Origin of the sequence: Microbacterium sp. NPDC089696 (genome assembly GCF_044749125.1) — a bacterium.
In the GTDB taxonomy this organism is placed as follows: Bacteria; Actinomycetota; Actinomycetes; order Actinomycetales; family Microbacteriaceae; genus Microbacterium.
Genome location: NZ_JBIVHF010000001.1, coordinates 1720295 through 1733486 on the forward strand (window position 1 = coordinate 1720295; position 13192 = coordinate 1733486).

The 13192-nt window shown below is 69.5% G+C and carries 12 protein-coding genes; 8 read left to right on the plus strand and 4 right to left on the minus strand.

From position 1 onward, the window contains the following. Positions 1-68 precede the first annotated feature (68 nt). Positions 69-1097, plus strand: coding sequence for an ATP-dependent 6-phosphofructokinase (locus tag ACIPY8_RS08495; RefSeq protein ID WP_067115013.1), 1029 nt, complete (start codon positions 69-71; stop codon positions 1095-1097). 192 nt (positions 1098-1289) lie between these two features. Here the strand turns inward: ACIPY8_RS08495 and ACIPY8_RS08500 are convergent, their stop codons facing one another. Next, positions 1290-2117 carry an endonuclease domain-containing protein gene (locus ACIPY8_RS08500; protein ID WP_400816962.1) on the minus strand — a complete coding sequence of 276 codons (828 nt, stop codon included), beginning with the start codon at positions 2115-2117 and terminating at the stop codon, positions 1290-1292. A 205-nt stretch (positions 2118-2322) separates the two neighbouring features. After that, complete coding sequence (locus ACIPY8_RS08505) at positions 2323-4416, minus strand: S9 family peptidase (protein ID WP_400816964.1); 2094 nt, start codon at positions 4414-4416, stop codon at positions 2323-2325. Positions 4417-4572: 156 nt separating this feature from the next. Between ACIPY8_RS08505 and ACIPY8_RS08510 the strand changes: the two genes are divergently transcribed. Both ACIPY8_RS08510 and ACIPY8_RS08515 read left to right on the plus strand, forming a co-directional pair. Next, positions 4573-5934 (plus strand): anion permease, encoded by a 1362-nt coding sequence (locus tag ACIPY8_RS08510; RefSeq protein WP_400816966.1) that lies wholly within the window; start codon positions 4573-4575, stop codon positions 5932-5934. Next, positions 5931-6266, plus strand: a complete 336-nt coding sequence (locus tag ACIPY8_RS08515; RefSeq protein ID WP_400816968.1) for a peptidase — start codon at positions 5931-5933, stop codon at positions 6264-6266. The genes ACIPY8_RS08510 and ACIPY8_RS08515 overlap by 4 nt, the downstream gene beginning before the upstream one ends. A 30-nt stretch (positions 6267-6296) precedes the next feature. Here ACIPY8_RS08515 and ACIPY8_RS08520 read toward each other — a convergent pair whose 3' ends face one another. Then, positions 6297-6863, minus strand: a complete 567-nt coding sequence (locus ACIPY8_RS08520; RefSeq protein WP_400816970.1) for a TetR/AcrR family transcriptional regulator — start codon at positions 6861-6863, stop codon at positions 6297-6299. Positions 6864-6932: 69 nt separating this feature from the next. On the opposite strand from ACIPY8_RS08520, the gene ACIPY8_RS08525 reads away from it, so the two are divergent. Then, complete coding sequence (locus ACIPY8_RS08525) at positions 6933-7847, plus strand: phosphodiesterase (RefSeq protein ID WP_400816972.1); 915 nt, start codon at positions 6933-6935, stop codon at positions 7845-7847. A 93-nt stretch (positions 7848-7940) separates the two neighbouring features. Further along, positions 7941-9401 (plus strand): aspartate ammonia-lyase, encoded by a 1461-nt coding sequence (locus ACIPY8_RS08530; RefSeq protein ID WP_400816973.1) that lies wholly within the window; start codon positions 7941-7943, stop codon positions 9399-9401. Between the two features lie 67 nt (positions 9402-9468). On the opposite strand, the gene ACIPY8_RS08535 is transcribed toward ACIPY8_RS08530, so the two are convergent. Then, positions 9469-10338 carry a fumarylacetoacetate hydrolase family protein gene (locus ACIPY8_RS08535; protein ID WP_400816975.1) on the minus strand — a complete coding sequence of 290 codons (870 nt, stop codon included), beginning with the start codon at positions 10336-10338 and terminating at the stop codon, positions 9469-9471. An 88-nt stretch (positions 10339-10426) separates the two neighbouring features. Between ACIPY8_RS08535 and ACIPY8_RS08540 the strand changes: the two genes are divergently transcribed. From ACIPY8_RS08540 to ACIPY8_RS08550, 3 genes are all read left to right on the plus strand, one after another. Then, positions 10427-11794: a PrsW family intramembrane metalloprotease gene (locus ACIPY8_RS08540; RefSeq protein WP_400816977.1), complete on the plus strand. Its 1368-nt coding sequence runs from the start codon at positions 10427-10429 to the stop codon at positions 11792-11794. A 13-nt stretch (positions 11795-11807) separates the two neighbouring features. After that, a complete protein-coding gene (locus ACIPY8_RS08545; RefSeq protein WP_400816978.1) occupies positions 11808-12518 on the plus strand; it encodes an alpha/beta fold hydrolase in 711 nt (236 codons plus the stop codon). A 189-nt stretch (positions 12519-12707) separates the two neighbouring features. Next, a complete protein-coding gene (locus tag ACIPY8_RS08550) occupies positions 12708-13076 on the plus strand; it encodes an FKBP-type peptidyl-prolyl cis-trans isomerase (RefSeq protein WP_050721230.1) in 369 nt (122 codons plus the stop codon). The last annotated feature ends 116 nt before the right edge of the window (positions 13077-13192 follow it).

A 13192-nucleotide genomic window follows, 5' to 3' on the forward strand; every position in this document is an offset into this window, starting at 1 on the left:
CCCGACCGCTAGTGTCGATCGCAGGCAGCGTCGCCTTTCCCCCTGTTCCCGAACCGTCTGAGGCAAGCATGAAGATCGGCATCCTGACGAGCGGCGGCGACTGCCCCGGACTCAACGCGGTCATCCGCGGCATCGTGCTCAAGGGCACCACCACCTACGATTTGGAGTTCGTGGGCATCCGCGACGGCTGGCGCGGGGTCGTCGACGGCGACTTCTTCCCGCTGACGCGGCACGAGGTCAAGGGCCTCTCGAAGGTCGGCGGCACGATCCTCGGCACGAGCCGCACGAACCCCTACGAGGGCGAGCGCGGCGGCGCGGAGAACATCGCCAAGACCCTGTACGGCCACAAGATCGACGGCATCATCGCGATCGGCGGGGAGGGCACGCTCGCGGCGGCCGACCGCCTCGCGAAGGACGGCATCAACGTCATCGGCGTCCCGAAGACGATCGACAACGACCTGCGTGCGACGGACTACTCGTTCGGCTTCGACACGGCCGTCAACATCGCGACCGACGCGATGGATCGCCTCCGCACCACCGGCGACTCCCACCAGCGCTGCATGGTCGCCGAGGTCATGGGCCGTCACGTGGGCTGGATCGCCCTGCACGCGGGCATGGCCGCCGGCGCGCACGCCATCCTCATCCCCGAAGTCCCGCAGACGCTCGAGGAGATCACCGCGCTCGTCACCAGCGCTCATGACCGCGGCCGCGCACCGCTCGTCGTCGTCTCGGAGGGCTTCAAGCTCCAGGGCATGGACGAGGCGTACAGCGACAAGGGTCTCGACGCGTTCAACCGCCCTCGTCTCGGCGGCATCGGCGACCAGCTCGCTCCGGCGATCGAGCGCATCACGGGCATCGAGACCCGTGCCACGATCCTCGGACACATCCAGCGCGGCGGGTCGCCGTCGGCCTTCGACCGCGTCCTCGCGACCCGGCTCGGACTGCACGCCGCCGACGCCATCGTCGACGGCGCGTGGGGCCAGATGGTCGCCATGCAGGGCACCGACATCGTGCGCGTGCCGTTCGCCGAAGCGCTCGGTGAGCTCAACACCGTGCCGCGCAGCCGCTACGACGAGGCCGCCGCTCTCTTCGGCTGAGTCCGCCACGGGTGCGGGGCGGTCCGCGATCCGGTCGCCTGCACCAGATCCGGTCGCGCCGCGCTGCGGCATCCGGATCTCGCGCGGCACCCAGGGTAGGAGATGGTCGCGACGGAGGTATCCCTCCGTCAAAATCTCCTACCTGGCGGTCTTCTCCTACGCCGAGTGAGGCAGTCGTGTCGACGAGAGCGTTCACAGATGGCGGCCCTGCGCGATCGCGGTGAGTACCGCCCGTTGCACCTCCTCGGGTTCGAAGAAGACCTGTCGATAGTCGAAGCGAAGCACGACGTAGCCGCGCAGTACCAAGCGCGGGTCGGCCTGGATGTCACGCCGCCGTGTCGCGGGATCGCTGTGATGTGCGAAGCCGTCGAGCTGCACAGCCAGGTGCCGCCCGATCAGTCCGTCGAGCGGATGTCCGTCGATCCACACCTGCTGACGTACGCTCACGCCGACCGCGCGCATGATCCAGAGGAAACGCGACTCGAGTCCCGAGTCCGACAACGAGGACGCGAGGGACGCGAGACTTGTGGCTTGCTCGCTCCTCCACCGCACGTGCGCGAGTTCCTCCGCGTCGATCAGTCGGTGGTGGAGCGCCGACTCCCAGACCGCGAGGGCGTCACCGGGTTCGAGGCACCGTGCCGTGTGGAACAGGAGGTTGAGCAGCGGTTCCTCGGACGAGCGGGACGGAACGGGAACCGGACCCTTCGCCCAGTGCACGATCGGTGATCCGACGAGACGGGATGCCGTACTCGCGACCGCGATGTGGACCGAGTCGTCCGCGGGCGTCCAGAGTCCGAGTTCGCGAGCCGCTGTGACGCAGGCGATTCGCCCTCCCGAAGCAGCGGCTGCGCGACGCGCGGGACTGCAGCTCTCGGATACCAGCCAGGAACGCCGCACGCGGGCGAGTCGCCCCTGCTCGACAGCGAGGCGGATCGTCCGCACGGGGAACCCGGCGTCGCGAAGGGTCGTGCTGTGCGCGACGCCGTCATGCCGGCGCATCCACTCGGTCAGGGCATCCATTCGCTCGAGCGTGGCGGACACGCGCCCAGCTCAGTGCCGATACTCCTGCGTGTGCGCGAGATTTCGCGAAAGCACGTCCTGTGGAGGAGCGGTCAGGTGTTGTGAGCGTAGGCCATGGCGCCGACGGAGGAGCTGATCGGCGGAAACGTCCTACTCCGGTGTCACCGCCTACCTCCGGGACGGCGCACGCGAGGAGGGGATGCCGTCAGGCGAGGCCGACCGTGTCGAGCAGCCAGGCGAGCTCGAACGCCCGCTCCCGCCACGAGTTGTACCGTCCGCTGACGCCGCCGTGGCCGGCCACCATCTCGCACTTGAGCAGCACGTCGGATGCGCCGGCCTCGCGCAGGGCGGCGACCCACTTGGCGGGCTCCACGTACGCCACGCGGGAGTCGTTCAGCGACGTGACGGCGAGGATGCGCGGGTACGTCGTCCCGTCCCCGATGTTCTCGTACGGGGTGTAGGACTTCATGTACGCGTAGACCTCGGGGTCGTGCAGCGGGTCACCCCACTCATCCCACTCGATCACGGTGAGCGGCAGCGACGGGTCGAGGATCGTGGTGAGCGCGTCGACGAAGGGCACGGCGGCGAGCACGCCGACGAACAGCTCGGGCGCGAGATTGGCGACCGCGCCCATGAGCAGACCGCCCGCGCTGCCGCCTTCGGCCACGAGACGCTCGGGCGTCGTGACGCCGTCCGCGACGAGGTGCTCGGCGCACGCCACGAAGTCCGTGAACGTGTTGCGCTTGTGCAGCAGCTTGCCGTCCTCGTACCACTGGCGCCCCATCTCGCCGCCGCCGCGCACGTGCGCGACCGCGAAGATCACGCCACGGTCGAGCTCCGAGAGGCGCATGACCGAGAAGCCGGGATCGATCGAGTGCTCGTACGAGCCGTAGCCGTACAGGTGCGCCGGACGCGGTTCGGCTCCCGGCTCGCCGAACGAGCGCTTCCACACCAGCGAGATGGGCACCCGGGTGCCGTCGGCCGCTGTGGCCCACGCGCGCCGCTGGTCGTAGTCCTTCGGGTCGTACCCGCCGAGCACCTCGACCTGCTTGCGCATCACGAGCTCGCGCGTGGACAGATCGAGCTCGAACACCGTACCGGGCGTGACGAACGACGTGTAGCCGAGCCGCAGGAAGGGGGAGTGCCACTCGGGGTTCCCGCTCACGCCCGCGGAGTAGAGAGGCTCGTCGAACACGACGTCCTCGACGGCATCCGTCGCGTAGTCGAGCAGTCCCACGCGCTCGAGCCCTTCGCGGCGGTACTCGACGGTCGCGAAGTCGCGGAACGTGTCCACGCCGAGAAGGCGGCGTCCGGGTTCGTGGGGGAGCACCACGCGGCGCTCGCCCTGCGGGTCGTCGGCGCGGACCGATACGAGCTCGAAGTCGAGCGCGCCGTCGTTGTGCAGGATGAACAGGCGATCCTCGCCGTCGACGACCGCGTGCTCGAGCGAGTACTCGACACCCTCGCGTCGCGGCCAGACGAGGACGGGCTCCGCGGTGACGTCCCCGGTCAGATCGACCAGACGCTCCTCGCTCGTGATGCTCGAGCCGACGGCGATCACGAGGTACCGGCGGCTGCGCGTGATCCCGGCGCCGAGCCAGAACTTCTCGTCGGGCTCGTGGAACAGTCTCACGTCGTCGGCCACCGGGGTGCCGAGACGATGCAGCCACAGGGTGTCCGGACGCCAGGCGTCGTCGCGGGTCGTGTAGAGGATCCCGGTGCCGTCGGGGGTGAAGAACGCCCCGCCCGTGTTCGGGATCTCGTCGTCGAGCATCGCCCCGCTGTCGAGGTCGCGGACCCGGACGGTGTAGAGCTCGTCGCCCTCGAAATCGGTGGACCAGAGCAGCTTCGTGGCGTCGTCGGAGGTGTCGAACGCCCCGAGCGAGAAGAAGTCGTGCCCCTCGGCCTCGACGTTGCCGTCGAGCAGCACGACCTCGCCGGGCACGGCGACACCGGGCTCGAGCCGCGGGGGAGTCCAGTCGTCCGCCGCCGCGGCGGTGCGGCAGTGGATGCCGTACTGCGCGCCCTCCTCGGTGCGGCTGTAGTACCACCAGTCGCCGCGCCGCGTGGGTACGGAGAGGTCGGTCTCCCGGACGCGGCCCTTGATCTCCTGGAACAGGGTCTCGCGCAGATCGGCGAGTCCGGCGAGCTCGGCCTCGGTGTGCGCGTTCTCGGCCTCGAGATGAGCGACGACCTCAGGGGAGTCCTTCTCGCGGAGCCACTCGTAGGGGTCGTCGACGGTGTCGCCGTGGTGCGTGCGGAGGGTGGAGCGGCGGGCGGCGCGAGGGGCTTCAGTCACCCTCTCCACGCTAGTCCAGGTCGAGTTGACCGGCACCCGACGGGGTGGGAGGATCTACCGGGGCCGGTTAACGGAAGTCAAACCCACGGTGAACTCTTCGTTCATCACGTCGATCTCGTCGACACCTTCCCCCTTTCCGACGACCGAAAGAGAACGGTGGAAACCGCAGTCCTCATCGTCGTGCTCGTGATCGCGCTGGCACTCTTCTTCGACTTCACCAACGGGTTCCACGACACCGCCAATGCGATGGCCACCCCCATCGCCACGGGTGCGCTGAAGCCCAAGACCGCCGTGCTCCTCGCGGCAGTGCTCAACCTCGTCGGGGCGTTCCTGTCGACGGAGGTCTCCAAGACCGTGTCGCACGGGATCATCCGCGAAGACAGCATGCAGGGCGACGTCCTGCTGCCGATGATCTTCGCCGGGCTCATCGGCGCGATCACGTGGAACATGCTCACCTGGCTGCTCGGGCTGCCCTCGAGCTCGTCGCACGCCCTGTTCGGCGGTCTCATCGGCGCGACGCTCGTCGGTGTCGGGGTGGCCGGGATCGACTTCGGGATGGTGCTGTCCAAGGTCATCCTGCCCGCGCTGATCGCGCCGCTCACGGCGGGGGTCATCGCGTTCGCGGCGACGAAGATCGCCTACTCCGTCACGCGCCGCTACGACGGCAAGCCCGACGGGCGAGACGGCTTCCGCTGGGGGCAGATCTTCACCTCGTCTCTCGTCGCCCTCGCGCACGGCACCAACGACGCGCAGAAGACCATGGGCGTGATCACCCTCGCGCTGATCGCGGTGGGCTGGCAGAACAGCGAGCAGGCGGACCCCTACCTGTGGGTCATCATCGCGTGTGCCGTCACGATCGCGCTCGGGACGTACCTGGGCGGATGGCGGATCATCCGCACTCTCGGCAAAGGCCTGACCGAGGTCAAGCCCGCGCAGGGCTTCTCCGCGGAGAGCGCGACATCCGCGACGATCCTCGCGTCGAGCGCGTTCGGCTTCGCCCTCTCCACGACCCAGGTCGCCTCGGGATCCGTGATCGGTTCCGGCCTCGGCCGCCGCGGCTCGACCGTCCGCTGGCGGACAGCAGGGCGCATCGCGATCGGATGGGTGCTCACCCTGCCCGCCGCCGGCGCCGTGGGTGCGGTCGCCGCTCTTCTGGTGACCTGGCTCGGAACCTGGGGCATCGCGATCGACGCGGTCCTCGCGGTCGTCGTCATCGTCGGGCTCTTCCTCCGTTCGCGCAAGGATGCCGTGACGCACGCCAACGCCATGAGCGATGTCGCCGAATCCGGCCTCGCCGTCGAGCAGCCGGACACCGTTCCGCCGACGCGCCGCCAGCAGCGCATCGCCCAGGCCAAGGCTGAGGCGAAGGCCAGGGCCGAGGCGCGCGAGAAGGCGAAGACGAAGGCCAAGGCCGATGCCAAGGCCAAATCCGACGCGAAGGCGGCGGCGAAGGGCAGGACGCGCGACACGGCATCCGCCGCGAGCGAGCCGACGACGGACGGGGAGGGATCGAAGTGAGCGTCGACATCGACTGGGGCGCCTTCGCGCAGGTCTTCATCGCCGCGCTGCTCGGCGCCTGCGCCGTCGTCACGTTCTACGCGACGGGTCTGAGGCTCCTCGTCCGCAGCGGCCGCGCACCGGTCGTGAGCCCGGCCGAGTTCACGGACGCCATCACGGTCGTGAGCGAGAAGGAGCTGAAGCGCGCGGCGAAGCAGGCGGCCAAGGCGGCGCGGAAGAACCCGCTCACCGAAGGACAAAAGCGCCTCGCGCTCATCGGAGCGTACGGATGCTTCGCGCTGTGCGCGGCCGCGGTCGTCGCCGGCATCCTCATCATCGTCGTCGGGCACTGAGTCCCGTCGGGGCCGAGAGGCCGCGCGCGATCAGCGCAGGAGGCCGGCGACCAGGTCGTCGATGATGTCGTCGGTCGACGTCTCGGGGTCGATCGGCGTCGTGAGCCGGTCGAGCAGCAGGCCGTCGATCGCGTAGTGGAACAGCGCGATCTCCCGGCGTCCCCCGGGGAGGCCGGCCAAGGCGTTGAACGCGACGTCGCCCTCGAACCCCGCGCGCTGCCATGCGCCGAGCAGCGCGGCGATCTCCGGACGGCGGCTGCTCTCGAGGCGCAGCTCGAACAGTGCCACCGTGACGTCGCGGTCGGCGGAGAGCCGCCTCACGATGTCACGCAGGTAGTCCGCGAACAGTGCGGGGCTGGGCGCATCGGCGGCACGCCGGGCGAGGTCGTCGTCGGTGGGGGCGAGGCGTTCGCCGATGCGATCGACGAGTCCCTCGATCAGCGCGTCGCGGGTGCGGAAGTAGTTCGAGGTCGTGCCGACCGGCAGCCCCGCTTCCTGATCGATCGCGCGGTGGGTGAGACCGCGGGAGCCCTCGTTCGCGAGCACGCGCAGCCCGGCATCCGCGATCTCTCGCCGGCGGGTCTCGTTCTTGGCCATCTCCGCACTCTAGCGGAAGCACTACAGCTGACGTGATGACGGTGACGGCGCGCACCCTAGGCTGGTGGCATGACCGCGCCCTCCGAGAGCGAGTACGTGTTCGGACGTCACCGTCCGGCCTCCCATGTCGTGGTGCACGTGAGCGATCCGCACTTCCTGGCCGGCGGCGCCCGGCTCGGCGGGAGGTACGACGTGGAGTCGACCTTCGCGCGCACACTCGACGCGATCAGGGCCGTGCATCCGAGCCCGGCGGCGATCGTCATCACGGGCGACCTCACCGACCTGGGGGAGCCCGACGCGTACCGCCGACTGCGCGCCGCCGTCGAGCCAGTGGCCGCCGAGCTCGGCACGGTCGTCGTCTGGGTCGCCGGCAACCACGACGAGCGCCCCGCGCTCCGTGAGGGGCTGCTCGACCTCGCTCCGACGCAGGAACCGGTCACGGGCGTCTGGGATCTCGACGGCCTGCGTCTGATCGCTCTGGACTCGAGCGTCCCCGGCTGGCACCACGGCGACCTCGACGAGGCGCAGTTGGCCTGGCTCGCCGAGGTCCTCCGGGAACCGGCACCGCACGGGACGCTGCTCGCGATGCACCATCCGCCGCTCCCGAGCCACCTGCCGCTCTTCGACATCCTCGAGCTGCGACACCAGGACGAGTTCGCCGACGTGATCCGGGGCACGGACGTGCGCGGCATCCTCGCCGGCCACCTGCACTACTCCTCGCACGGGACCTTCGCGGGCGTGCCGGTGAGCGTCTCCTCGGCCACCTGTTACACGATGAACGTCGCCCTCCCGGCCGCGGACGTGAACGGGATGGATGCGGCGCAGGCGTTCCAGCTCGTGCACGTCCACTCCGACACGATCACCCACACGGTCGTGCCCGTGGTCGACGCGCCCACCGGCACGTACTTCTCGGAGGCATGGCTCGAGAAGATGGCCCGCCTGGGCCCGGACGGACGTCTCGAGGCGTTCTCGCGCAAGCGGTGACGCGCGGACGTATCCCGGTGGGCGCATGCGCTCGGGCGTAGACTTGTCGCATCCCCCGCTTCACACACTCGCCACTACCCACAAGGATGTGACATGGCTTCTGCCGCGCCCGCACTGACCCGTACCGAGACCGATTCCCTGGGGAGCATGGAGATCCCGGTCGATGCGTACTGGGGGATCCACACGGCTCGCGCCGACGCGAACTTCCCGATCACGAAGAGGCCCATCTCGGTGTACCCGGACCTCGTGATCGCTCTGGCGATGGTCAAGCAGGCCAGTGCCCGCGCCAACCGCGAGATCGGTGTGCTGGATCCCGAGCGCGCCGACCTGATCGACCGCGCCGCGCAGCGTGTGATCGACGGCGAGTTCCACGACCAGTTCACGGTCGGCGTCATCCAGGGCGGTGCCGGCACCTCGACGAACATGAACGCGAACGAGGTCATCACCAACATCGCGCTCGAGATGGCCGGGCGCGAGAAGGGCGACTACGCGTTCCTGTCGCCGATCGACCACACCAACCGCAGCCAGTCGACCAACGACGTGTACCCGACCGCGGTCAAGATCGGGCTGTCGCTCACGCTGCGCTCGCTGCTCGAGGAGCTCGACCTCCTGCGGATCTCGTTCCTGCACAAGTCGCACGAGTTCCACGACGTCCTCAAGGTCGGTCGCACCCAGCTGCAGGATGCCGTGCCGATGACGCTCGGCCAGGAGTTCCACGGCTTCGCCACGACGCTCGGCTACGACCACACGCGCCTCACCGAGAACGCCTCGCTCATGTTCGAGATCAACATGGGCGCCACGGCGATCGGCACCGGCATCACGACCCACATCGACTACGCACCCGCCGTGCTCAAGCACCTGCGCGAGATCACCGAGCTCGACCTCGTGACCGCGGGCGACCTCGTCGAGGCCACGAGCGACACGGGCTCCTTCATGTCGTTCTCGTCGACGCTCAAGCGCAACGCCATGAAGCTGTCGAAGATCTGCAACGACCTTCGACTGCTGTCGTCGGGGCCCCAGGCGGGACTCGGCGAGATCAACCTCCCGGCGATGCAGGCGGGGTCCAGCATCATGCCCGGCAAGGTCAACCCCGTGATCCCCGAGGTCGTGAACCAGGTGGCCTTCGCCGTCGCGGGCGCCGACATGACCGTCACGATGGCGGCCGAGGCCGGCCAGCTGCAGCTCAACGCCTTCGAGCCGGTGATCGCCCACTCGATCTTCCAGTCGATCACCTGGATGCGTCAGGCGATGTGGACGCTGCGCGTCAACTGCGTCGATGGGATCACGGCGAACCGCGACCGTCTCGGTGCGATGGTGGGCGCCTCGGTCGGCGTCATCACGGCGCTGACCCCCTTCATCGGCTACGCCGCCGCAGCCGCCCTCGCGAAGACCGCCCTCCTCACGAACCGCAACGTCGCCGACCTCGTGGTCGAGGCCGGTCTCATGTCGCGCGACGAGGTCATGAAGCAGCTCTCGCCCGCGCGGCTCTCGGGCCTCGAGGCCGTCACGGCGGCGATCCCGGTCATCACGCCCGAGGACCTCATCGAGATCTGATCCCGGTCCGAGGAGAACACGCAGAACGGCCCCGGCGATCCGCCGGGGCCGTTCTCGTGCGCGCGGGTCAGTCGAGGACGCGGCAGTGCGTGGTGAGCTCGCCGATCCCGTCGATGCCGACCGTCACCGTCGAGCGGTCGCGCAGGAAGATCTGCGGATCGCGGGAGTAGCCGGCGCCGCCGGGGCTGCCCGTCGAGATCAGCGTGCCGGGAAGCAGGGTGAGCGACTGCGACAGGTGCGCGATGAGGGTCGCCACGGAGCGGACCATCTGGTCGGTGCTCGCGTCCTGCACGGTCTGGCCGTCGACCACGGCCCAGATGTGGAGGTCCTGCGGATCGGGGATCTCGTCGGCGGTCACCACGAACGGACCGGTCGGGGTGAACCCGTCGAAGGACTTGCACCGCGACCACTGCGCCTCGGAGAACTGCACGTTGCGCGCCGTGATGTCGTTCACCACGGTGTAGCCCCACACGTGGGAGAGGGCCTCGTCGGCGGAGACGTCCTTCGCGGGGGTGCCGATGAGCACGCCGAGCTCCGCCTCGTAGTCGACCGCCTCGCTGAGCGCACGCGGCCATGAGGTGGTCTGCTCGTGCCCGGTCAGGGAGTTCGGCCACAGCGTGAACACGGTCGGCGCCGCGTCGGTCTTGAGGCCGAGTTCGCTGGAGTGGGCGGCGTAGTTCAGTCCGACGGCCAGCACGGCGGGGGGAGCGATCACAGCGGATGCGAAGTCCCAGTCGTCGAGCGCGTGGCGCGGGGCTGAGCCGTCGGCGAGGGCGGCGCGCAGCGCATCGAGGGCCGGTGCTCCCCGCTCGATGAGCTGCTGCAGGGTCGCCGGAGCATCGGAGAGGAGGTCTGAGACGAGGATGGCATCGGTGCCGTCCACGACCGCGAGCTTCGCGGCAGAGGAGTCGGCGCGACGCAGATGAGCGAACCGCATGCCTCTACGCTATCCGGTGCCGCACGCTCGGCGCTGGAGGAAGTCACCAGAGCCGGACCGCGGTGGTTGTAGCCAATATGCTGTCGCTATGAGTTCCGGAGGACCGTCGCAGCCATCGCCGTACACCCCGCCGCCTGCTCAGCCGCCCGCGGGGCAGCCCGCTCACGTGCAGCCCGGGTACGCTCCGCCCCAGCCGCAACAGCCCGCGGTGCAGTATCCGCAGCAGGCGCCGCAGTACGGGGCGCAGCAGTACGCGCAGTCGGCCTACACGCCGGCCGCGTTCTCGCAGCGACCGACGTACGCCTCCGTGCTCGCACAGCCCACGCCGTACTCGCCGCCCGCCCCGGTCGCTCCGTCGCCCTCGCAGGGACTTCCGGCGCTGCCCTCGGGCAAACGGGGAGGTCGCATCGCGCTCGGTGTGCTGTTCGGCTTCCTCGGCCTGCTGCTCCTCGCACTCATCGCCTACTTCGGCCTGTTCCTCGGTGCTCTCGCGTCGGTCATCGGCCTCGTGCTCGCGCTGATCCCTCTCACCGCGGTGTTCCTCGTCGTCCGGATGATCGACCGCTGGGAGCCGGAGCCCAAGTCCCTCGTGTTCTTCGCCATCGCGTGGGGGGCGATCGCGGCCGTCGGCCTGACCCTGCTGGTCGACCTCGGTCTCTCGATCGTCCTCGGCGGTCCGCGCAACGAGGTCGCGGGAGCCGTCATCCAGGCTCCCGTGGTCGAGGAGCTGTGGAAGGGCGTCGGCGTCTTCCTCATCTTCCTGATCGCGCGCCGCTCGTTCGACGGCCCCGTCGACGGCGTGGTCTACGGCGCCCTCGTGGGGGCGGGCTTCGCCTTCACGGAGAACATCCAGTACTTCGCGATCAGTCTCATCGAGGGCGGAGGCGAGCAGCTCACGGTGACGTTCATCCTGCGAGCGATCATGTCGCCGTTCGCGCACGCCATGTTCACCTCGCTCACCGGTCTCGCGATCGGTCTCGCCGCGCGTCGTGGTGCCTCCACCGGTGCGGCCATCGGCTTCGGTCTGCTCGGGATGCTCGGCGCGATGTTCCTGCACGGGCTGTGGAACGGCTCCTCGTTCGCGAACTTCTTCCTGCTCTACTTCGTGCTGCAGGTCCCGCTGTTCGTGGGCTTCATCCTCGGGGTCGTGGCGCTGCGGCGAGAGGAAGCACGGCTCACGAAGGCTCGTCTCGGCGACTACGCGGCCGCCGGATGGTTCACGCCGGAGGAGGTCACGATGCTCGCGACCCCTGCCGGACGCAAGACGGGCCTGCGCTGGGCGGCGCAGCTGCGCGGCGACCGACGCCCGCTGATGCGCGAGTTCATCAAGGACGCCACGACTCTCGCCGCCGTGCGCCAGCGGGCGATCACGGGTCGCGATCCGATGGCTCCCGCGGAGGAGCAGGCACTGCTCGTGCGCACCAGGGCGGCCCGCGCGGCACTGCTCGCCTACTGAGGGGATCACGACCATGACTGCGTTCGTCCTCCTGCACGGTGGTGGCGATGTGGGCTGGTCCTGGCACCTGGTCGCCGCGGCGCTGCGGCGCGCAGGTCACGACGTCTTCGCCCCCGACCTCCTGGCCGACGACGACACGGCGACTTTGGACGATTATGCCGACGCGGTCGTCGCCGACCTCGAAGGGCTCCGGGGAGGAGTGGTGGTCGGCCATTCGTTCGGAGCCTTCACCGCCCCGCTGGTCGCCGAGCGGCTGCACGCCGATGCCCTGGTGCTGCTCGCGGGCATGATCCCTCGGCCGGGGGAGCGGCCAGAGGACTGGTGGGAGAACACCGGCTTCGGCGAGGCGGTCTCCGCACAGGCGGCCGCGGACGGCGGCCTCACCGGCAACGACGACCCCTTCGTGAGCTTCTACCACGACGTGCCGCGTGAGCTCGCGGCTGAGGCGATCGGTCGGGAGCGCGCGCATCCCTCCGCCGCGGCGATGGAGACGCCGTGGCCCCTGGCCGCCTGGCCGGACGTCCCGACCGAGTTCATCGTCTGCACGCAGGACCGGTTCTTCCCGCCGGAGTTCCTCCGCCGCCTCGCACTCGATCGGCTGGGCGTGGTCGCGGACGAGATCGACGGGAGCCACTGCGTCGCGCTGAGCAGGCCGGAGGAGCTCGCGCGCATGCTCAGCGGGTATGCCGAGAAGCACGGCGCCGGGGCTCCCCGCCGGGACTGAGCGCCGTCCGGAGACAGACTCAGCGCCCGGTGCTGCGGCGATGCCTGCATGTCTCCCGGGCGCTGAGTTGGTCTACGACCAGGGTGCACCCGCGTCCTGCGGGTGTCAAGACCCCTCGCCTCGGGGTGTTCGCTGTGAGCAGGTCCCGTCGCGTTGACCGTGCTTCCGGGCTCGGGTTGGATGGAGGGCATGACTGATCGTACGAAGCCTGAGTTCGACGCCCCCACCGCCCCCGCTCCCTCGGAGCTCGTGATCCGCGACCTCATCGAGGGCGACGGAGCCGAGGCCAAGCCCGGCGACACCGTGACCGTCCACTACGCGGGCGTCGAGTTCGAGTCCGGCGAGGAGTTCGACTCCTCGTGGGGGCGCGGCGAGACCATCCAGTTCCCGCTGCGCGGCCTGATCCAGGGCTGGCAGGACGGCATCCCCGGCATGAAGGTCGGCGGACGCCGCGAGCTCGTGATCCCGCCGCACCTGGCGTACGGCCCCGCAGGCGGGGGTCACTTCCTGTCGGGCAAGACCCTCATCTTCATCATCGATCTCGTCGCGGTCGGCTGAGTCCTCGCGCGAGTCGCGGAAGGCGTCGCATCCCTCGGATGCGGCGCCTTCCGTCGTTCTGAGAAATTTCCGCACTCAGGGGAATACATGCAAGTGCATGTAAGTTATCTCCCGTG